General features: G+C 71.3%; 16 protein-coding genes. 12 read left to right on the forward strand and 4 right to left on the reverse strand.

Annotation, left to right across the window (positions count from 1 at the left end; all coding sequences use genetic code 11):
• Positions 1–56: 56 nt before the first annotated feature.
• Complete coding sequence (locus tag AB0M83_RS42935) at positions 57–890, reverse strand: aldo/keto reductase (RefSeq protein ID WP_364526709.1); 834 nt, start codon at positions 888–890, stop codon at positions 57–59.
• Positions 891–913: 23 nt separating this feature from the next.
• Positions 914–2,098: an MFS transporter gene (locus tag AB0M83_RS42940; RefSeq protein WP_364526711.1), complete on the reverse strand. Its 1,185-nt coding sequence runs from the start codon at positions 2,096–2,098 to the stop codon at positions 914–916.
• 136 nt (positions 2,099–2,234) lie between these two features.
• Here AB0M83_RS42940 and AB0M83_RS42945 point away from each other — a divergent pair, with 136 nt between their 5' ends.
• From AB0M83_RS42945 to AB0M83_RS42995, 11 genes are all read left to right on the forward strand, one after another.
• A complete protein-coding gene (locus AB0M83_RS42945) occupies positions 2,235–2,684 on the forward strand; it encodes a MarR family transcriptional regulator (protein WP_364526713.1) in 450 nt (149 codons plus the stop codon).
• 350 nt (positions 2,685–3,034) lie between these two features.
• A complete protein-coding gene (locus tag AB0M83_RS42950; protein WP_364526715.1) occupies positions 3,035–4,303 on the forward strand; it encodes an ROK family transcriptional regulator in 1,269 nt (422 codons plus the stop codon).
• Positions 4,304–4,524: 221 nt separating this feature from the next.
• Positions 4,525–5,646 carry an inositol-3-phosphate synthase gene (locus AB0M83_RS42955; RefSeq protein WP_364526717.1) on the forward strand — a complete coding sequence of 374 codons (1,122 nt, stop codon included), beginning with the start codon at positions 4,525–4,527 and terminating at the stop codon, positions 5,644–5,646.
• Complete coding sequence (locus AB0M83_RS42960; protein WP_364526746.1) at positions 5,643–6,470, forward strand: SCO3242 family prenyltransferase; 828 nt, start codon at positions 5,643–5,645, stop codon at positions 6,468–6,470. The genes AB0M83_RS42955 and AB0M83_RS42960 overlap by 4 nt, the downstream gene beginning before the upstream one ends.
• Positions 6,467–7,288: a sugar phosphate isomerase/epimerase family protein gene (locus AB0M83_RS42965; protein WP_364526719.1), complete on the forward strand. Its 822-nt coding sequence runs from the start codon at positions 6,467–6,469 to the stop codon at positions 7,286–7,288. The genes AB0M83_RS42960 and AB0M83_RS42965 overlap by 4 nt, the downstream gene beginning before the upstream one ends.
• Complete coding sequence (locus AB0M83_RS42970) at positions 7,285–7,830, forward strand: EboA domain-containing protein (RefSeq protein ID WP_364526721.1); 546 nt, start codon at positions 7,285–7,287, stop codon at positions 7,828–7,830. Before AB0M83_RS42965 ends, AB0M83_RS42970 begins: the two co-directional genes overlap by 4 nt.
• Complete coding sequence (locus tag AB0M83_RS42975; protein WP_364526723.1) at positions 7,830–8,681, forward strand: TatD family hydrolase; 852 nt, start codon at positions 7,830–7,832, stop codon at positions 8,679–8,681. Before AB0M83_RS42970 ends, AB0M83_RS42975 begins: the two co-directional genes overlap by 1 nt.
• Entirely contained in the window at positions 8,678–9,805 is a 1,128-nt protein-coding gene (gene eboE, locus AB0M83_RS42980) for a metabolite traffic protein EboE (RefSeq protein WP_364526725.1), read from the forward strand. The genes AB0M83_RS42975 and eboE overlap by 4 nt, the downstream gene beginning before the upstream one ends.
• A complete protein-coding gene (locus tag AB0M83_RS42985) occupies positions 9,802–11,169 on the forward strand; it encodes a nucleotide pyrophosphatase/phosphodiesterase family protein (RefSeq protein WP_364526727.1) in 1,368 nt (455 codons plus the stop codon). Before eboE ends, AB0M83_RS42985 begins: the two co-directional genes overlap by 4 nt.
• Positions 11,170–11,189: 20 nt before the next feature.
• Complete coding sequence (locus AB0M83_RS42990; protein ID WP_364526729.1) at positions 11,190–12,191, forward strand: sugar phosphate isomerase/epimerase family protein; 1,002 nt, start codon at positions 11,190–11,192, stop codon at positions 12,189–12,191.
• A gap of 144 nt (positions 12,192–12,335) precedes the next feature.
• Positions 12,336–16,217, forward strand: coding sequence for a carbohydrate-binding protein (locus AB0M83_RS42995; protein WP_364526731.1), 3,882 nt, complete (start codon positions 12,336–12,338; stop codon positions 16,215–16,217).
• Positions 16,218–16,273: 56 nt separating this feature from the next.
• Here AB0M83_RS42995 and xylA read toward each other — a convergent pair whose 3' ends face one another.
• Positions 16,274–17,422 carry a xylose isomerase gene (gene xylA, locus AB0M83_RS43000; RefSeq protein WP_364526733.1) on the reverse strand — a complete coding sequence of 383 codons (1,149 nt, stop codon included), beginning with the start codon at positions 17,420–17,422 and terminating at the stop codon, positions 16,274–16,276.
• Between the two features lie 99 nt (positions 17,423–17,521).
• Between xylA and AB0M83_RS43005 the strand changes: the two genes are divergently transcribed.
• Complete coding sequence (locus AB0M83_RS43005; RefSeq protein WP_364526735.1) at positions 17,522–18,685, forward strand: ROK family transcriptional regulator; 1,164 nt, start codon at positions 17,522–17,524, stop codon at positions 18,683–18,685.
• A gap of 112 nt (positions 18,686–18,797) precedes the next feature.
• Here AB0M83_RS43005 and AB0M83_RS43010 read toward each other — a convergent pair whose 3' ends face one another.
• Positions 18,798–20,198 (reverse strand): discoidin domain-containing protein, encoded by a 1,401-nt coding sequence (locus tag AB0M83_RS43010; protein WP_364526737.1) that lies wholly within the window; start codon positions 20,196–20,198, stop codon positions 18,798–18,800.
• Positions 20,199–20,371: the final 173 nt, after the last annotated feature.

The raw sequence follows: 20,371 nt of genomic DNA on the forward strand, positions 1-20,371 counted from the left end.
CATCGAGGGACTTCAAGTCCCTCGATGCGACATTCACGGCTTACCGGTGGACGTGCTCAGGCGGCGTTGAACGTGTCCGGGTCCGGGCCGGTGCGCTCGCCGCGGTCCAGCGGGGTCAGCGACTCCAGCTCATCCTCCGCGAGGGTGAACCCGAACAGGTCAAAGTTCTCCTCGATCCGCGACGGCGTCACGGACTTCGGGATCACCACGTTGCCCAGCTGCAGGTGCCAGCGCAGCACGATCTGCGCCGGCGTGCGGCTGTGCTTCACCGCCAGGTCCGCGATCACCGGGTCGCCCAGCAGCGAGCCGCCCTTGGCCAGCGGGCTCCACGCCTCGGTCGCGATCCCGTGCTTCGCGTCGAACTCACGGACCTCCTGCTGCTGCAGGTAGGGGTGGAGCTCGATCTGGTTCACCGCCGGCGCGACGTCGGCCGCGTCGAGCAGCCGCGTGAGGTGCGCGGGCTGGAAGTTGGACACGCCGATCGCGCGGACCCGGCCGTCGGCGTGCAGCTTCTCGAACGCCTTCCACGTGTCGAGGTACTTGTCGCGCTCCGGCGTCGGCCAGTGGATCAGGTACAGGTCGAGCTGCTCCAGGCCGAGCTTTTCCATGCTCTTGTCGAACGCCTTGAGCGTCGAGTCGTAGCCCTGGGCGGAGTTCCACAGCTTGGTGGTGACGAAGAGCTCGTCGCGGGCGATGCCGGACTCGGCGATGGCCTGGCCGACGCCCTTCTCGTTGCCGTAGACGGCGGCGGTGTCGATGCTGCGGTAGCCCGCTTCGAGCGCGGCCTTCACGGCGGTGGCGGTCTCGTCGTCCGGGACCTGGAACACGCCGTAGCCCAGCTGGGGCATCCGCACGCCGTTGTTGAGTTCGATCACGGGCACGCTGGTCACTGAGGTTCCTTTCGGTGGGTGGTTCATCGGGCGGGTACCCGTTCCCCGGCTGCGAAACTAGCCGGGGTCTTGCGGTCGAGCATGCCGGAGACGAGTGCCACGGCGAGGCCCGCCGCGGCGAGCACGGCGCCGATCCAGTTGGGGGCGGTGTAGCCGAGGCCGGCGCCGATGGCCTGGCCGCCGAGCCACGCGCCGCCGGCGTTGCCCAGGTTGAACGCGGCGATGTTCGCCGCCGAGGCCAGCGCCGGGGCGCCCTCGGCCTTGGCCATCACGCGGGCCTGCAGCGGTGGGACGGTCGCGAATCCCGCCGCGCCGAACAACGCGATCGTGATCGCGGCCGGCACCTTCGCGTGCGCGGTGAACACGAACGCGACGAGCACCAGCGCCAGTGTGGCGAGGATGACGTACAGGCTGGGCATCAGCTTGCGGTCCGCGGCCTTGCCGCCGAGCAGGTTGCCGGCGAACAGCCCGGCGCCGAAGAGCACGAGCAGCCAGGTGACGGCGCCACTCGAGAAGCCCGCGACCTCGGTCATCATCGGCGCGATGTAGGTGAAGGACGCGAAGACCCCGGCGAAACCGAGCGCCGTCATGGCGAGGGCGAGCCACACCTGCGGGCGGCGGAACACGGCGAGTTCGCCGCGCAGGCCGACGTTGTCCCTCTTCGGCTGGTGCGGCACGAGCGCGAGGATGCCGATCGCGCCGACCACGCCCAGGGCGCTGACCACCCAGAACGTCGAGCGCCAGCCGAACGCCTGGCCGAGCGCGGTGCCGGCGGGCACGCCGAGCACGTTCGCCACGGTCAGCCCGGTGAACATCAGCGCGATCGCGCTGGCCTGCTTGGCCGGGGCGACCAGCGACGCGGCGACGACCGAGCCGACGCCGAAGAACGCGCCATGGCTCAGGGCGGCGACCACACGGCCGGTCATCAGCAGGCCGTAGCTCGGGGCCAGCGCCGAGAGCACGTTGCCCGCGATGAACAAGCCCATCAACGCGACCAGCACGGTCTTGCGTGGGACCCGTGAAGCGAGCGCGGTGAGCACGGGCGCGCCGACGACGACGCCGAGCGCGTAGCCCGAGATGAGCAGGCCTGCGGACGGGATCGAGACACCGAAGTCGGCCGCGACCTCGGGCAGCAGGCCCATGATCACGAACTCGGTGGTGCCGATCCCGAAAGCGCTGATCGCGAGCGCGAGCAGAGCGGCGGGCATGGACTTCCTTCTTCCGGAGTAGACTGATGAGCGTGAGCAACTACGAGCGTCCGAGATAGTTGCAGACGCCGTATATTGCACAAGCTTGATAGTGCGGCGTGCAAGGGAGTACGCGCAAGTCCGGGAGAGGTGAACCGTGTCACTGGACGACGACGCCGTCGAAGCCCGCGCGCAGGGCTGGCGCACGCTGGCCGCGTTGCACGCGCGGATCGAGGACAGGCTGCAGCGCGCGCTCGAACGCGACCACGAGCTGTCGGTGAGCGAGTACAGCGTGCTCGACGCGCTGGCCCGCCAGGACGGCTTCCACCTGCGGATGAACCAGCTGGCCAACGCGGTGGTGCTCAGCCAGTCGGCGACCACCCGGCTGGTCACGCGGCTGGAGGGCCGCGGGCTGCTGGCCCGCTACCTCTGCGCCGACGACCGCCGCGGCATCTACACGGAGGTGACGCCGGCGGGCCAGGCCCTCCTGACGGAGGCCCGCCCCACGCACGACACGGCGTTGGCGGAAGCCCTCGCCGAAGCGGAGACACTGCCGGAGCTCGCACCGCTGGTCGCCGCGCTCGGCACCCTCACGTTCGCCCCCTGACCTCAGCGCCACATTGGGGCGCTCGGGACCGCGCCCCGCTTGCTGAAACTTTCAGGGCTGTCGCGACACTTTCGCGACGTCCGCGGCCAAGTCCAAGGCAAAGCCGGGGGCGTCCCGGTCAGCGGGACACGACGGAAGTCGGTCCCGTTCGGCGGTGGGATTGGGGCGGACACGCGCCCTAACCCCTGCTCCATCCGTGGGACCCTTTTGCTGCCTGCGTTCGATAGTTTCGCTGGTCAGAACGATTTCTGTGGCTTTTGTGCCCGAAAGGCGCCGGCTGCCCTCGTTGACCCGATCGTTTCGCCGCACCTAATTTGTTGAACCACCAGACGAACCGGGGTGGTGTCGGCGTGGACTCCTCCTTCTCCCTCAAACCGGTGCGCCCGGCCGACCAGGCCGCCGTCCGCCGGAGCAACCTGGCGCTGGTGCTGCGGCACCTGCGGGACGCGGGACCCCGCTCGCGCGCGGCGATCGCCGCGGACACCGGGCTGAACAAGGGAACCGTCTCGAGTCTCGTCGCCGAGCTCGTCGAGCGCGGGCTGGCTCGCGAAGGCGAGCGGGAACGCGCCGGCGCGGTCGGGCGCCCGGGCACGATCGTCGAGCTGGACGGCCGGAGCGTCGGCGGCATCGGCGTCGAGATCAACGTCGACTACCTGACCGCGCTCGCCCTCGACCTCACCGGCACCGTGCTCTTCGAACAACGCGTGGCGCTCGACGTCCAAGCGCTTCCGGTGGCGAAGGTGCTCGACGCCGGCGCGGAGCTGGCCGCGCGGGCGCTGCGGGAATGCCGGCGGCTCGGGGTCGTGCCGGCCGGCGTGACCGTCGGGATCCCGGCGCTGGTCGACGAGAGCGGCACCGTCGCCTTCGCGCCGAACCTGCACTGGACCGACGTCCAGGTGGTCCGCGGCATCACCGAGCGGCTGACCCGACGGCTGGGCCCGCCGTCGTTCCCGATCCGCACGGCCAACGACGCGAACCTCGGCGCGCTCGGCGAGTACGCCATGGGCAGCATGGCCGGCACCGCCGACCTCGTGTACCTGACCGGCGAGATCGGCGTGGGCGGCGGAGTCATCTCCGGCGGACGGCTGCTCGGCGGTGCGGAGGGATTCGCCGGCGAGGTCGGGCACATCCAGGTCGACCCCACCGGCCGGATCTGCGGGTGCGGGCGCCGCGGCTGCTGGGAGACGCTCGTCGGGCTGGCCGGGATGCTGCGGCTCGCCGCCTCGCCGGCCGACCCGGTGCACGACCCGTCGCTCGACCTCGAACAACGGCTCGACATGATCCGCCGTCGCGCCGAACTGAAGGACAAGCGGACGCTCGACGCGCTGGCGCGGGTCGGCACCGGACTCGGGGTCGGCGCGGCCGTGCTGATCAACGTGTTCAACCCGCGCGTGGTGCTGCTCGGCGGCTACTTCGCCCAGCTGGGCCCGTACCTGCTCGGCCCGATGCTGACCGAGCTGGAGACCCGGGTGATCGCCCCGCGCATCGGCGGCTGCCGCGTCGAGCTGTCCTGGCTCGGGTTCTCCGCGGCTTCGCGCGGCGGCGCGCACGTCGCGCTGCAGGCGGTGTTCGACGATCCGGCGCTGGTGCCGGTGCGGCCGGAAAGGGACAGCGGATGACGTTCGTGGGATTGACCGGTATCGGCCAGGAGCACGCTCGAAGACCCGGTGGGCCTTCGTCGCGAAGGCGTGCGGAAACACTTGATCGACTCCGGCGATGTAGTCCGGGGGACATCTGCGTGCCCGGGGGCACCGCGCTCGCCGAGCCGGGCAGTGTCCCGACCCGCGTCCCGTCGGGGGCGACCGGCGCGGGCTGAACTCGCCGAACTTGGAGGATGAACATGGGGAAGATCGGTGTCTGGCTGATCGGCGCCCGAGGATCGGTGGCCACGACGGCCGTCGCCGGCGCCGCCGCCATGCGGGCGGGACTCACCGCGCGCACGGGCTGCGTGACCGAGCTGCCGGACTTCGCCGGCGCGGACCTTCCCGGCCTGGGAGACCTGGTCTTCGGGGGCCACGACGTCGTCGACACGCCGCTGGTCAAGCGGGCGGAGCAGTTGGCGGCGGCGGGGGTGCTGCCTTCGACCCTGCCCGGCCCGATCGCCGCCGACCTCGAAGCCGCCGAAGCCCGGCTGCGTCCGGCGCCGGACGGCGGCGGCCGCGCGGCGATCGACAGGATCGTCGCGGACCTGACGGAGTTCGGCGAGGGTCTGGACCACGTCGTCGTGGTCAACGTCTCCTCCACCGAGCCGCCGTGCACGCCGCACCCGGCACACGCGTCGCTCGCCGCGCTGGAAGCCGCGCTGGACGCGGGAGAGGACGTGCTCCCGGCGAGTGCGTTGTACGCCTACGCCGCGTTCCGCGCGGGCTGTGGCTTTGTCGACTTCACCCCGTCCACCGGCGCGCGGCTGCCCGCGCTGGACGAGCTGGCGCGCACGGCGGGGCTGCCGTACGCGGGCCGGGACGGCAAGACCGGCGAGACGCTGCTGCGGTCGGTGCTCGCGCCGATGTTCGCCCAGCGTGCGCTGAACGTGCTGTCGTGGTCGGGCACGAACCTGCTCGGCGGCGGGGACGGTGCCACGCTCGCCGACCCCGGTGCGGCGTCGAGCAAGAACGCGTCGAAGCAGCAGGTGCTCTCGCAGAACCTCGGCCGCGAGGTCGACGGCGAGGTGCACATCGACTACGTTCCCGCGCTCGGCGACTGGAAGACCGCGTGGGACCACGTGCTGTTCGAAGGGTTCCTCGGCGCCAGGATGACGCTGCAGCTCACCTGGCAGGGCTGCGACTCCGCGCTCGCCGCACCCCTGGTGCTCGACCTCGCCCGGCTGACCGGCAAGGCGTGCCGCGACGGCGTCGCCGGCCCGGTCGCCGAGTTCGGGTTCTTCTTCAAGGACCCGGCCGGGGACGGCCCGCACGACCTCGCGTCGCAGTACGCGGCCCTGCGCGAGTGGGCGAACCGGTGAAGGCGTACCTCGAACTCGTCCGCGCGCCCGCCGCGCTGACCGTGCCGGGGGACGCCGTCGCCGGGGCGGCCGCCGCGGGCTGGCCGTTCGGCCGCCGCACGCTGGGCCTGACCGGCGCGTCCGTCTGCCTCTACTGGGCGGGCATGGCGCTCAACGACTACGCCGACCGCCACCTCGACGCCATGGAGCGGCCCGAGCGGCCGATCCCGTCGGGCCGGATCAAGCCCGGCGCCGCGCTCGGCGTCGCGACCGGCCTGACCGCGGGCGGGCTGGGCATCGCCGCGGCCACCGGGGGCAAGAACGCCCTGCGGGTCGCGCTGCCGCTGGCCGCGACCGTGTGGGCGTACGACTTCGTGCTCAAGGAGACCGTGTTCGGCCCCGTTGCGATGGCCGCCACCCGCGTCCTCGACGTCCTGCTCGGGGCGGGTGGTGCCCGCGCGGCCCTGCCCGCGGCGCTGACCGTCGGGGCGCACACCCTGGCGGTGACGGCGTTGTCGAGGTCCGAAGTCCACGGCGCCCGGCCCGCCCTCCCGGCGGCCACCCTCGCCGCGACGGCCGGGGTGCGGATCGCCGCCGGCCGGGTCGGCCCGCTCGCCTCGGCGCTGCTCGGGACCTACGCCGTGACGACCGGGCGGGCGCAGTACGACGCCGTCCGCGACCCGGTCGCGCCGAAGATCCGCCGCGCGGTCGGCGCCGGGATCCACGGCATGATCCCGCTGCAGGCCGGGCTGATCGCCCGGACGGGGGCGTGGCGTTCGGCGCTGGCCGTCGCCGCCGCGTTCCCGATCGCCCGGGCGCTGAGCCGGAAGGTGTCACCGACATGAGGTTCGGGTACGGCACCAACGGTTTCGCCAACCACCGCCTCGGCGACGCCCTGCGCGTCCTGGCGGACCTGGGCTACGACGGCGTCGCGCTGACGCTCGACCACCAGCACCTCGACCCGTTCGGCCCGGACCTCGCCCGCCGCGTCGCGTCGCTGGCCGCGGAGCTGGACCGGCTCGGGCTGGCCGTCGTGATCGAGACCGGCGCCCGGTTCCTGCTGGACCCGTGGCGCAAGCACTCGCCGACGTTCCTCGACCCGGACCGGGCTGTCCGCATCGACTTCCTGACCCGGGCCGTCGAGATCGCGGCGGACCTCGGGGCCGAGGCTCTGTCGTTCTGGAGCGGGAACAAGCCGGCCGATCTGTCCACTTCGGACGCTTGGGAACACCTCGTCGCCGGCTGTGCGGACGTGCTGAAGGCCGCGGACGACCACGACGTCAAGCTCGGCTTCGAGCCCGAGCCGGGCATGCTCGTCGAGGACCTCGCCGGGTACTTCGAACTCTTGCGGCGGCTCGGTGACCCGCCGCGGTTCGGGCTGACGCTGGACATCGGGCACTGCCGGTGCAACGAGACGGCGTCCGTGCCCGACTGCGTGCGGCGGGCGCTGCCGCGGCTGGTGAACGTGCAGATCGACGACATGCGCCGCGGCACCCACGAGCACCTGGAGTTCGGCCAGGGGGAGATCGACTTCCCGCCCGTGCTGGCAGCGCTGGCGCCGTACCCCGGGCTGGTCGCGGTGGAACTGCCGCGCGACAGCCACGCGGCCCCGCGGATCGCCCGCGAGTCCCTCGAGTTCCTGCGCAAGGCGGTGGCCGCGTGAACGCTTGGCTGGATGAAGCACTGACCAAGGTCGCCGCCGACGCGACGGCGTTGCGGACGCTGTTCCCGGGCGTCGGCCGCCGGGTCGGCCGCGGTCCGTCGGACACCCCGGGCTGGACGGTCGACGACGTCGCGCGGGTCCGGCTGCTGAAAGCCGCGCCCGGGGCGGCCGCCGAGATGCCGGACCTCTACCGCTACGGCGACGCCGCCGAGAAGCGGGCCGTCCTCCGTGGACTGTCCGTTGTGGACATCGGGGACGCCGGGCTCGACCTGGTCGCCGATGCCCTGCGCACCAACGACACCCGGCTCGTCACCGCCGCGATGGGGGAGTACGCCGCCGAGCACCTGGACGACTCCGCCTACCGCCACGGCGTGCTCAAGTGCGTCTTCATGGGCATCCCGCTGGCCGAGGTCGCCGGGCTGGGCCGCCGGATCGACGAGGAGCTGCTGCGCATGATGCGGTCGTTCGCCGCCGAGCGCACCGCCGCGGGCCGCGCCGTGCCCGCCGACCTCCTCCCGCTGCTGAACGAACAGGACGCCTGATGCGCATCTTCGACCCGCACATCCACATGAGCTCGCGCACCACCGACGACTACGCGGCGATGCACGCCGCCGGCGTCCGCGCGCTCGTCGAACCGGCGTTCTGGCTGGGCCAGCCGCGCATGAACGTCGGCAGCTTCACCGACTACTTCGACGCGCTCGTCGGGTGGGAGCCGTTCCGCGCGAGCCAGTTCGGCATCGCGCACCACTGCACGATCGCGTTGAACCCCAAGGAAGCCAACGACCCGCGGTGCGCGCCGGTGCTCGACCTGCTGCCGCGCTACCTGGAGAAGGACGGCGTGGTCGCGGTCGGCGAGATCGGCTACGACTCGATGACCGCCGAGGAGGACAAGGCGTTCGCCGCGCAGCTCGCGCTGGCGATCGACCACGAACTGCCCGCGATGGTGCACACGCCGCACCGCGACAAGGCGGCCGGGACCGAACGCAGCATCGCCGTCGTCCGCGAGTCCGGCATCGCGCCCGAGCGCGTGGTGCTGGACCACCTCAACGAGGTGACCGTCGCGATGGTCAAGGAGTCCGGCTCCTGGATGGGGTTCTCGATCTACCCGGACACGAAGATGGACGAAGAGCGGATGGTCGCCATCCTGCGCGAATACGGGACCGAAAAGGTGCTGGTCAACTCCGCGGCCGACTGGGGGAAGAGCGACCCGCTCAAGACCCGCAAGACCGGCGACGCGATGCTGGCCGCCGGGTTCACCGAGGACGACGTCGACCGGGTGCTGTGGCGCAACCCCGTCGAGTTCTACGGCCAGAGCGGCCGGCTCGACCTCGAAGGCGAAGCGACGGAAGCCGAGTTCGCGGGCAACTCGATCCTGCGGGGTGCGCGCAAGTGAGGTTCCGGCACCGCGACGGCACGCTCGTCCACCTGGCCTACTGCACCAACGTGCACCAGGCCGAGGACCTCGACGGCGTGCTCACCCAGCTGGCCCGCTTCGGCGAGCCCGTGCGGGAGCGCCTGGGCGTCGACCGGCTCGGCCTGGGTCTGTGGCTGGCCCGGCCGGTGGCTTCGGAGCTGGTGGCCGACCCGGCCGCGGTTTCCCGGCTCCGGGGCGAACTGGCGGCTCGCGGCCTCGAGGTCGTCACCTTCAACGGGTTCCCGTACCAGGGGTTCCACGACCCGGTCGTCAAGCACAAGGTGTACCGGCCGGACTGGTCCACCCCCGAGCGGACGCGGTACACCCTCGACCTGGCCCGGCTGCTCGCCGAGCTGATGCCCGAAGACGCGGTCCGCGGCAGCGTCTCGACGCTGCCGCTCGGGTGGCGCACCGAATGGCAGGACGACGGCGGCCAGCTCGAACTGCTGGCCAAGGGGCTGGCGAAGCAGGAGCGTCCGGTGCGCGTGGCGTTCGAGCCCGAGCCCGGCTGCGTCATCGAGACGACCGCGCAGGCGGCGTCGCTGCTGTCCGAAGTGGACAAGAAGTGGCTGGGCGTCTGTCTCGACACGTGCCACCTCGCGGTCGGGTTCGAGGACCCGGCGGCCGCGCTCGGCCGGCTCGCCGCCGCCGGGCTCGACGTGGTCAAGCTCCAGGCGTCGGCCGCTTTGGAGGCGGCGAATCCGGCCGATCCGGCGACGCGGAAAGCCCTCGAGTCCTTCGTGGAACCGCGGTTCCTGCACCAGAGCAACGAAGGTGCTCCGTCAGGCGCCGATGACCTCGATCTCGCTCTGGCCGGCGAGCTTCCGGGCGAGGCGCCGTGGCGCGTGCACTTCCACGTGCCACTGCACGCCGACCCGGTGCCGCCGCTGACGTCGACCCGGCCGGTGCTGGTCGGGACCCTCGCCGAGCTGTTCGGCGGCGCGACCGCGCGCACCGACCACGTCGAGGTCGAGACCTACACCTGGCAGGTGCTCCCGGACGCACCCGCCGACGACGCCGGGCTCGTCGCGGGCATCGCGGCCGAGCTGGACTGGACCCGGCGTTCCCTTGTTGACCTAGGCTTGGAAGAGGTTTCGGAATGAGTTTGCTGGTCATCGACGTCGTGGGGCTGACGCCGCGGCTGCTCCCGCACATGCCGAACCTGCGCAAGATGGCCGAGCCCGGCTTCACCGCGCAGCTCGACACGGTGTTCCCGGCGGTCACGTGCTCGGTGCAGTCGACGTTCCTCACCGGGCTGCAGCCGGCCGAGCACGGGATCGTCGGCAACGGCTGGTACTTCCGCGACCTCGGCGAGATCTTCCTGTGGCGCCAGCACAACAAGCTGGTGCAGGGCGATAAGTTCTGGGACGCCGCCCGCCGCGCGCAGGCCGGACATCGCGTGGCGAACGTCTGCTGGTGGTACGCGATGGGCATGGACGTCGACCTGACGGTGACCCCGCGGCCGATCTACCACGCGGACGGCAAGAAGTCCCCGGACGCCTACACCCACCCGCCGCAGCTGCACGACCGCCTGGTCGGCGACCTCGGCGAGTTCCCGTTGTTCACCTACTGGGGCCCGACGGCGGCGATCACGTCGTCGAAGTGGATCATCGCCGCGGCGCAGAAGATCATGACCGAGGACAAGCCCGACACGACGCTCGTCTACATCCCGCACCTGGACTACGACCTCCAGCGGTTCGGCCCGGACGCGCCCCAGGCCGCGGCGGCCGCGCGCGAGATCGACACCGCGTTGAAGCCCTTGCTGGACTTCGCGGCCGCGGGTGGGCACACCGTCGTCGCGCTGTCGGAGTACGGCATCACGAACGCGAGCCGGCCGGTCGACATCAACCGGGCGCTGCGCCGCGAAGGCCTGCTCAACGTCTACGTCCAGGCGGGCATGGAGTACCTGGACCCGTGGACGTCGCGGGCGTTCGCGGTCGCCGACCACCAGGTCGCGCACGTCTACGTCGCCGACCCCGCCGACATCCCACGGGTGCGGGACATCGTCGCCGGACTGTCCGGAGTGGACGTCGTGCTCGACCGCGAGGGGCAGGCGGGGATCGGGATCAACCACGAACGCGCGGGCGAGCTGGTGGCGATCGCCGAGCCGGACGCCTGGTTCACGTACTACTACTGGCTGAGCGACGACCGTGCGCCGGACTTCGCGAAGACCGTCGAGATCCACCGCAAGCCCGGGTACGACCCGGCCGAGCTGTTCTTCGACCCGAACGACCCGGCGGTGAAGCTCAAGGCGGCGTCCGCGCTGGCGCGCAAGAAGCTCGGCCTGCGGTACTCGATGCAGGTCGTCCCGCTCGACCCCGCGCCGGTGCGGGGCAGTCACGGGCGGCTGCCCGACGCGCCCGAGGACGGGCCGGTGCTGCTGTGCTCGGACCCGGCGCTCGCGCGCGAAAAGATCCACGCCACCGAAGTCAAGGACCTGTTGCTCGCGGCTATCCGCACCGACTAGGACTCACCAGGAGGTCAGACATGGCACGACCGTTGACCCTGTTCACCGGGCAGTGGGCCGATCTGCCGTTCGAGGAGGTGTGCGAGCTGGCGAGCGGCTGGGGCTACGAAGGCCTCGAGATCGCCTGCTGGGGTGACCACTTCGAGGTGGATCGCGCGGTGGCGGAAGACGGCTACGTCCAGGCGAAGCTGGAGACGCTGGCCAAGTACGACCTCAAGGTGTGGGCGATCTCGAACCACCTGCTCGGCCAGGCGGTCTGCGACCACCCGATCGACGAGCGGCACGAGGCCATCCTGCCGGCGCGGATCTGGGGCGACGGCGAGCCCGAGGGTGTCCGGCAGCGGGCGGCGGAGGAGATGAAGACCACCGCCCGCGCCGCGGCGAAGCTCGGCGTGTCCACTGTGGTCGGTTTCACCGGCTCGTCGATCTGGCACACGGTGGCGATGTTCCCGCCGGTGCCGCCGTCGATGATCGAGCGCGGGTACGCCGACTTCGCGACGCGCTGGAACCCGATCCTGGACGTGTTCGACGAGGTCGGCGTGCGCTTCGCCCACGAGGTGCACCCGAGCGAGATCGCCTACGACTACTGGAGCACGGTCCGGACGCTGGAGGCGATCGGGCACCGCGAGGCGTTCGGGCTGAACTTCGACCCGTCGCACTTCGTCTGGCAGGACCTCGACCCGGTCGGGTTCCTGTGGGACTTCAAGGACCGCATCTACCACGTCGACTGCAAGGAGGCCCGCAAGCAGCTCAACGGCCGCAACGGCCGGCTCGGCTCCCACCTGCCCTGGGCGGATCCCCGCCGCGGCTGGGACTTCGTGTCCACCGGCCACGGCGACGTCCCGTGGGAGGACGTCTTCCGGATGCTCAACGCCATCGGCTACGACGGCCCCATTTCGATCGAATGGGAGGACGCCGGCATGGACCGCCTGACCGGCGCGCCGGAGGCACTGGAGTTCGTCCGCAAGCTCAACTTCACCCCACCCACCGCGGCCTTCGACGCCGCTTTCTCTTCGAAGTAACCGCGAGCGGAGGCGCGTTCGAAGGTCGCGCCTCCGCCTCATCGCTTCTGTTGTACGGGTGACCGCCAGCCCCGTCGGAAGGTGAACGAAACGGCTTCGGCCCGCTCCGGGGCGAAGCACGCTCAAAATCAGGAAGGACCCCGCATGTCTCCGTCCCCACCGAAGTGGGCGAGGCTGTTCGGCACCGCGCTCCTGGGCGCCGGCCTCCTGCTCACCGTCGACACCCCGGCCCGCGCGGACATCCCGCCCGCGGACTACCAGCAGGTCGCCCTCGCCACCGGCGCGGCCGAGCTGGGCGGCGAGGCGATGTCGCTCGCCGTGCTGCCGGACCGCTCGGTCGTGCACACCTCCCGCGACGGCACCGTCCGCGTCACCACCGCGGCCGGCGCGACCTCCGTCGCGGCCAAGCTGAACGTCTACACCCACGACGAGGAAGGCCTCCAGGGCGTCGCCGCCGACCCCGGCTTCGCCACCAACCGCTACGTCTGGCTGTACTACTCGCCCCGTCTGTCCACACCGGACGGTGACGCGCCGACCGAAGGCACCGAAGCCGACTTCGCGCCGTTCAAGGGCGAGCTGCACCTGTCGAGGTTCGTCCTCAAGACCGACAACACCCTCGACCTGGCCAGCGAAAAGGTCGTCCTGAAGGTCGCCAACGACCGCGGCCAGTGCTGCCACGTCGGCGGCGACATCGACTTCGACGCCGCCGGCAACCTCTACCTCACCACCGGCGACGACACCAACCCGTTCTCCTCCGACAGCTACTCGCCGATCGACGAACGGACCAACCGCAACCCGCAGTTCGACGCGCAACGCTCGTCCGGCAACACGAACGACCTGCGCGGCAAGCTCCTGCGGATCCACCCGCAGGCGGACGGGACGTACACGATCCCGTCCGGCAACCTCTTCGCGCCGGGCACCGCGAGCACCCGGCCGGAGATCTACGCGATGGGCTTCCGGAACCCGTTCCGGATGAGTGTCGACAAACCGACCGGCGTCGTCTACCTCGGCGACTACGGCCCGGACGCCGGTGTCACCGACGCCAACCGCGGGCCGCAGGGCCAGGTCGAGTTCGACCGGATCACGAGTGCGGGCAACTTCGGCTGGCCGTACTGCACCGGCTCGAACACGACGACCGAGACGTACAACCACTACACGTTCCCGAGCGGCCCGTCCGGCGCGAAGTACGACTGCGCCGGCGGCCCGACGAACTCCTCGTTCCGCAACACCGGCCTCGCCAAGCTGCCGGTGCCGAAGCCCGCGTGGATCAAGTACGCGGGCGACGAGGGTTCGCCGCCGGAGTTCGGCAGCGGCTCGGAGTCGCCGATGGGCGGACCCGTCTACCGCTACGACGCCGCTTCGACGTCCCCGGTCAAGTTCCCGCAGTCCTTGGACGGCAAGTACTTCGCGGGGGAGTACGGGCGCAAGTGGATCAAGGCGGTGACCGTCAACGCCGACGGCAGCCGCGGCACGATCGAGGACTTCCCGTGGACCGGCACGCAGGTCATGGACATGGCGTTCGGCCCCGACGGCGCCCTGTACGTCCTCGACTACGGCACCGGAAGCGACAACCAGGCGCTCTACCGCGTCGAGTACCTCGCGGGCACGAACCGCAGCCCGGTCGCGAAGGCGGCGGCCGACAAGACGTCCGGCCCGAACCCGCTGACCGTGAACTTCTCCTCCGCGGGCAGCAGCGACCCCGAAGGCGGGGCGCTGGGCTACCGCTGGGACTTCGGCGACGGCCAGACGTCGACCGCGGCGAACCCCGCGCACACCTACACCACGAACGGCACCTACTCGCCGACGCTCACGGTGTCCGATCCGGAGGGCCTGACCGGCACCGCGAGCCTGGTCGTCACGGTCGGGAACACCGCGCCGTCGATCTCGCTCGGCAGCCCGGCCGACGGGCAGCTGTTCTCCTTCGGGGACACGGTTCCGTTCCAGGTGACCGGCAGCGACCCCGAGGACGGGCCGCTGGACTGCTCGAAGGTCAAGGTCACCTACTTCCTCGGCCACGACAGCCACGAGCACCAGATCACCCAGCAGACCGGGTGTGCCGGCTCGATCGCCGTCCCGGTGGACGGTGAGCACGACGCCGCGGCGAACATCTACGGCGTCTTCGACGCGCAGTACACCGACAAGGGCGGGCTGACGTCGCACAGCGTCCGGAAGCTGCAGCCGCGGCACCGGCAGGCCGAGCACTTCGGGGCGCAGTCGGGGATCCAGCTCGCCGACCACGGTTCCGCGGAGGGCGGCCGGACGGTCGGGTACACCGACGACGGCGACTGGATCTCGTTCACGCCGTACGCGCTGGGCAACGCTTCCTCGATCAGCGCCCGGGTGTCGTCCGGCGGCCCCGGCGGCACGCTGGAGGTCCGCGCGGGCTCGCCGACCGGCACCCTGCTCGGGTCGGCGGCCGTCGCCAACACCGGGGACTGGGACACGTTCCAGAACGTGACGGCGAACCTGGCGAACCGGCCGGCCGGCACGACGACGCTGTACCTCGTGTTCAAGGGGGTCACCGGGCAGGGCAACCTGTTCGACCTCGACGCGTTCACCTTCGCCACCGCGACCCAGGCGGGAGCGGTCGAAGCCGAGTCGTTCACGTCGGGATCGGGCGTCCAGGTCGCCCCGCACGCCGCGGCGAGCGGCGGGAACACCTTGGGCTACATCGAAAACGGTGACTGGGCCGGGTACGCGTCGGTGAGCACGGCGGGCGCGCGGACCTTCACCGCACGGGTGTCGTCGGCCGGCGCCGGCGGCACGATCGAGGTGCGCGCGGGCTCGGCGACCGGGACGCTGCTGGGTACGGTTTCGGTGCCGCCGACGGGCGACTGGGAGGTCTTCCAGACCGTCACGACGTCGGTGTCGAGCGGGTCCGGGCCGCTGTTCCTGGTGTTCCACGGCGGTTCCGGTTCCCTCTTCGACGTGGATTCCTTTACGCTGAGCGGTATGCCGACCCAGGTCGATCCCGAGTACGACGTGCTGGTGTTCTCCAAGACGGCCGGTTTCCGGCACGCCGCGATCCCGGCCGGGATCCAGGCGATCCGGGAACTGGGCGCCGCGAACGGCTTCGGCGTCACGGCGACCGAGGACGCTTCGGTGTTCACAGCCACCGAACTGGCGAAGTACCAGGCGGTGGTGTTCCTCTCGACCACCGGTGACGTGCTGGACGCGACCCAGCAGGCGGCGTTCGAGTCCTATGTGGAGGGTGGCGGCGGCTACTTCGGCGTCCACGCCGCGGCGGACACCGAGTACGACTGGCCGTGGTACGGGCAGCTCGTCGGCGCGTGGTTCAAGAGCCACCCGGCGATCCAGCAGGCCCGGTTCGTGACGGAGGACGGCACCCACCCGGCGACGGCGCACCTGCCGGCGGTCTGGACCCGCACGGACGAGCTGTACAACTACCGGACGAACCCGCGTGGCCAGGTGCACGTGCTGCAGACGCTGGACGAGTCCAGCTACACCGGCGGCGAGATGGGCGGCGACCACCCGATCACGTGGTGCCACCCGCAGGGCGGCGGCCGGGCGTTCTACACCGGTCTCGGCCACACGATCGAGTCGTATTCGGACAACGCCTTCCGCGCTGAACTGCTCGGCGGCATCCGTTACGCCGCAGGTGTGGTTCCCGCAGACTGCGGTGTCTCCTCAGGATCCACTGTGGAGGGTGAGTCGTTCACGTCGGGTTCGGGTGTGCAGATCGCGTCGCACGCTCCGGCGAGCGGCGGCCAGACGCTGGGCTACATCGAGAACGGTGACTGGGCCGGGTACGCGTCGGTGAGCACGGCGGGCATCACGCGGTTCAGCGCGGTCGTGTCCTCCGCGGGAGCGGGCGGCACGATCGAGATCCGCGACGGCTCGGCGACCGGCACCCTCCTGGGCACGGTCGCGGTGCCGAACACCGGCGGCTGGGAGACGTTCCAGACCGTCTCCGCCACGGTCACCGGCGGCTCCGGCCCGCTCCACCTCGTCTTCCGGGGCGGCGCGGGCTCGCTGTTCGACATCGACACGCTGACCGTGTCGTAGTGCTCTGAAGGCCACCATGAGGGCGTCCAGTTCCCTCATGGTGGCCTTCAGGGGCTTTACCGGACGCCGAGGAGGTGCTCCAGGGCCAGCTGGTTCAGCCGCGTGAAGTGGTAGCCGCGGGCGGCGGCCGCGTCGAGGTCGAAGTCGTCCTTGAGGAGGTCGTCGAACGACTCGCCCGGCGCCAGCGTCGGCGTCGCCAGCTCCGGCACCCGGGACGCCGCCAGCGCCTCGGCCACCTCCGGGTCCGAACGGAACTTGGCCGCCTTCTCCTTGAGGATCAGGTACGTCCGCATGTTCGCCGCGGCGGACACCCACACGTCCGACGGGTCCTCGGTTCGCAGCGGCTTGTAGTCGAAGTGGCGCGGACCCTCGTAGCCGCCGTTCTCCAGCAGGTCGACCAGGAAGAACGCGCTCTTCAGGTCGCCGTGGCCGAAGATCAGGTCCTGGTCGTACTTCGGGCCGTGCTGGCCGTTGAGGTCGATGTGGAACAGCTTGCCCTGCCACAGCGCCTGCGAAATGCCGTGCACGAAGTTGAGCCCGGCCATCTGCTCGTGCCCGACCTCGGGGTTGAGCCCGAACATCTCGGGCCGCGCGAGCTGCGAGATGAAGCCCAGCGCGTGCCCGATCGTCGGCAGCAGGATGTCGCCGCGCGGTTCGTTCGGCTTGGGCTCGAGGGCGAACCGCAGCGAGTAGCCCTTCTCGACGACGTAGTCGGCGAGCAGGTCCAGGCCCTCCTTGTAGCGGGCCAGCGCCGCCCGGACGTCCTTCGCGGCGTCGGACTCGGCGCCCTCGCGACCACCCCAGACGACGTAGGTCTCCGCGCCCAGCTCGGCCGCGAGGTCGATGTTGCGGCGCACCTTCCGCAGGGCGTAGCGCCGGACGTCACGGTCGTTGCTGGTCAGGCCGCCGTCCTTGAACACCGGGTGGGTGAACAGGTTCGTCGTCGCCATCGGCACCTTGAGGCCGGTCTCGGCCAGCGCCTTGCGGAACCGCTCGATCGCCTTGTCGCGGTCGGGCTCGGTGGCCAGGAGGTCGTCGTCGTGGAACGTCACGCCGTAGGCGCCCAGCTCCGCGAGCCGGTGCACGCTCTCCACCGGGTCCAGCGCCGGCCGCGTCGCGACCCCGAACGGGTCGTTGGCCGGCCACCCCACGGTCCAGAGACCGAAGGTGAACTTGTCGGCCGGCTGGGGAGCGTAGTCGCTCATGACTGTCCCTTCATTTAGTTCACGTTGTAGACTAAATATGCGCCGCGGTGGTCCCGGGCGTCAAGAGGCCGGTTAGAGTGGTTCGCAGGAGGGGGCGCGATGACCCAGGCCGTGCGGCACGATTCGATGCGCGCCCGCAACCTCGAGGTCGTGCTGGGCGCGGTCAGCCGCGGCGGCCCGCTGACCCGTGCCGCGCTCGCCGAGCTCACCGGGTTGACCAAGTCGACGGTGAGCAAGCTCGTCGGTGACCTGCTGGACGGGGGCCTGCTGGCCGAGACCGGCCCCGCGCGGGCGGGCGAACGCGGCCGGCCGGGCGTGGAGGTCGTGCTCAGCGGCGCGCGCGTGGCGTCGCTGGGGCTGGAGATCAACGTCGACTACCTCGCGGTCCGGGTGCTCGACCTCACCGGCGGGGTCCGGTTCGCCGCCCGCCGCGAGCGGGACAACCGGGGTTCGCGGCCGAAGAAGGTCCTGGCGGAGCTGCAGGCGCTGGCGTCGGAGGCGTTGACCGAGACGCACCGGCTCGGGCTGGAGGTCGCGGGCGCGGTGCTGGCGGTGTCCGGCCCGGTCGGCGACGGCGTGCTGTTCAGCGCCCCCAACCTCGGCTGGCAGGATGTCCGCGCGGCCGACCTGCTGCGCCTGCCGATCCCCGTCGAGCTGGACAACGAGGCGAACCTCGCGGCACTGGGCGAGCTCTGGTTCGGCGACGGCGAGCGCGACTTCCTCTACGTCTCCGGCGAAGTCGGCATCGGCGCGGGGCTGGTGGTGAACGGCACGCTGTTTTCCGGCGCTCGCGGGCTGGCGGGCGAGCTGGGCCACGTCGTCGTGGCGCCGGGCGGGCCACCGTGCCGGTGCGGCGGCAGCGGCTGCCTGGAGACGTTCGCCGGGCAGGAGGCGCTGCTGACGGCGGGGCGGGCTTCGTCCGTGCCCGCGCTGCTGGCGGCCCTATCCCGGGGCGACACGGCGGCCGCGGAGGCGTGCGCGGCGGCCGGGCGGGCGCTCGGCGTCGCGCTGACCTCGGCGGTGAACCTCCTGGACCTCGACCGCATCGTCCTGGGCGGAGTGTTCACGCAGCTGTACCCGTGGCTGTCCGGCCCGGCATCGGAGGTGCTGTCGACCCGGCTCACCGGCCTCCGGGGCGCACCACCGGTGCTGTCGGCGTCACGCCTCGGCGGCGACGCGGCAACGCTGGGGGCGGCGGGCCGGGTGGTGCACCGGGTACTCGCGGAGCCGGCGCCGTTCCTGGCCCGGGTTCAGGAGGCGTAAGCCGGCGGTCCCGATGCAGTGAATGACCCATTCCTGTCGTCGGACGCAGTGAATGAGTCATTCACTGCGTGGGACCGGCCTGCGCTCGCCGGGGTGGGAGCCCGACCCGGGTTCAGGAGGCGTAAGCCTCCACTTCGGACAGCTGGCCGGCGGGCCAGCCGGTGTTGCCGGTGAAGCTCAGCCGGACGAACTGCCCCGGCGTCGCCGGCACCTGGATGGTCACCGTGTTCCCGTTCGCCGGGTCGAAGACATACCCGGCCGGGCTGCCACCGTTCACCGAGATCGTTTGCGTCCGGGTGCCCCACGACGGGGGCAGCTTCAGCACCACCCGCCCCACCGTGGCCGGTGCGCCCAAGTCCACCGTCAGCGTCTGCGGGAACGCGTTGTTCGTGCTTTCCCAATAGCTCGAAGCATTGCCATCGACCGCGTTGCCCGCCGGGTACCCGCCTTGGGAGCCGCTCGCCGAGACCGGCCGTCCACGCGCCAGGTCGACCGAAGCCGGTGGCGGACCGCCGAGCTGCGAGGCCCAGTAGCGCGTCCGGTCCAGGTAAGCCGTCTCCGATGCCGCGCCGGAAGTCCCGTAGGCGCCGGAGAACGTCTCGTAACCGCCCGAAGGCGGCGACGAGCGGGCCGGTTCGATCACCGAGCCTTCGTGCCATTCGTTGAACGACGTCACCGAAACCCAGTCGGCACCCGCGGAAAGCGCGTTCTGCCACTCCCGGTCGTAGGTCGCCCCGTTGTCGCGGCCCAGGGTCGGGGTCGTGTTGCCCGGCACCGCGCGATCGTCGTTGTACCCCGGGCCCACCGAAGGCGCCCACACCAGGCCGTTCGCCTCGCAGTACGCGCCCGCTTCGCGCCAGCCCGGCGCCGTGGCCCCGGCGATCGCGTCGTAGGTGTACATCCCGCCGAAGTGCGCGACCTTGCTCGTGTCCGTCGTCTGCGCCAGCACGATCGCCGACGACCGCACCTGGTCCAGCGGCGTCCAGTCCGTGATGCGCAGGCTTTCGAAGACGTAGAACGCGCCGCGGCCGCCCTCGCGGTAGAACGCCGGACTGGAGCCGTAGCGCCCGAGGAGGTACTCGATGTCCGAGACCGTCGACGACGCCGTCCGCCCGTTGTACGGCTCAAGGTGCCACGCGACGCGGATCCCATGCCGCGCCGCGGCTTCCAGCACGCCCGCCGCCAGACCGTCCTCATAGGACCCCTGACCCCACCAGCTGTAGACGAGCACCCCGGCGCCGGACTGCTCGATCCACCGCAGGTGCTGCTCGACGGCGCCGGAGAAGTCGCCGGAGTCGTACGGGCCCAGCACCGGGTAGAAGTTCGCGCCGATGTCGTCCGGCGGCGTGTGCCCGCCTTGCTGCCAGTGGCGGTACTCGCCGGCGCTGTTGCCGTACCACGGGTAGTAGAACAGGTGGGTCCGGCTCGAAAGCGCCGCCGCGGCGTGCGCGGTGCCCGGCAAAGTCCCGGCCAGTAAGAGAAGCGCGGCGAGCCACGCCGAAATCCGTCGCATGCGGACCCCCTCGGTGGGTGCGGAGTGATCCAGACCATACGGACGCGCCACGGACGAGGGCAACACTTCACCGGACATACGCAAACTTGCGTCGGAAACCCACCAGGAACCACCAGGAAAGCGGCCGGGAAAACGAAAACCGCCCCGGGTGAGACCCGGGGCGGTTTCCGCTG

This window comes from Amycolatopsis sp. NPDC051106 (assembly GCF_040682775.1).
Taxonomy (GTDB): domain Bacteria; phylum Actinomycetota; class Actinomycetes; order Mycobacteriales; family Pseudonocardiaceae; genus Amycolatopsis.

Bases quoted from the DNA above. Each gene is read 5' to 3' on its own strand.
- AB0M83_RS42940 (WP_364526711.1), bottom strand. From the start codon at position 2,098: ATGCCCGCCGCTCTGCTCGCGCTCGCGATCAGCGCTTTCGGGATCGGC.
- AB0M83_RS42955 (WP_364526717.1), top strand. From the start codon at position 4,525: ATGGGGAAGATCGGTGTCTGGCTGATCGGCGCCCGAGGATCGGTGGCC.
- AB0M83_RS42965 (WP_364526719.1), top strand. From the start codon at position 6,467: ATGAGGTTCGGGTACGGCACCAACGGTTTCGCCAACCACCGCCTCGGC.
- AB0M83_RS42975 (WP_364526723.1), top strand. From the start codon at position 7,830: ATGCGCATCTTCGACCCGCACATCCACATGAGCTCGCGCACCACCGAC.
- AB0M83_RS42985 (WP_364526727.1), top strand. From the start codon at position 9,802: ATGAGTTTGCTGGTCATCGACGTCGTGGGGCTGACGCCGCGGCTGCTC.
- AB0M83_RS42990 (WP_364526729.1), top strand. From the start codon at position 11,190: ATGGCACGACCGTTGACCCTGTTCACCGGGCAGTGGGCCGATCTGCCG.
- AB0M83_RS42995 (WP_364526731.1), top strand. From the start codon at position 12,336: ATGTCTCCGTCCCCACCGAAGTGGGCGAGGCTGTTCGGCACCGCGCTC.
- xylA (WP_364526733.1), bottom strand. From the start codon at position 17,422: ATGAGCGACTACGCTCCCCAGCCGGCCGACAAGTTCACCTTCGGTCTC.
- AB0M83_RS43005 (WP_364526735.1), top strand. From the start codon at position 17,522: ATGACCCAGGCCGTGCGGCACGATTCGATGCGCGCCCGCAACCTCGAG.
- AB0M83_RS43010 (WP_364526737.1), bottom strand. From the start codon at position 20,198: ATGCGACGGATTTCGGCGTGGCTCGCCGCGCTTCTCTTACTGGCCGGG.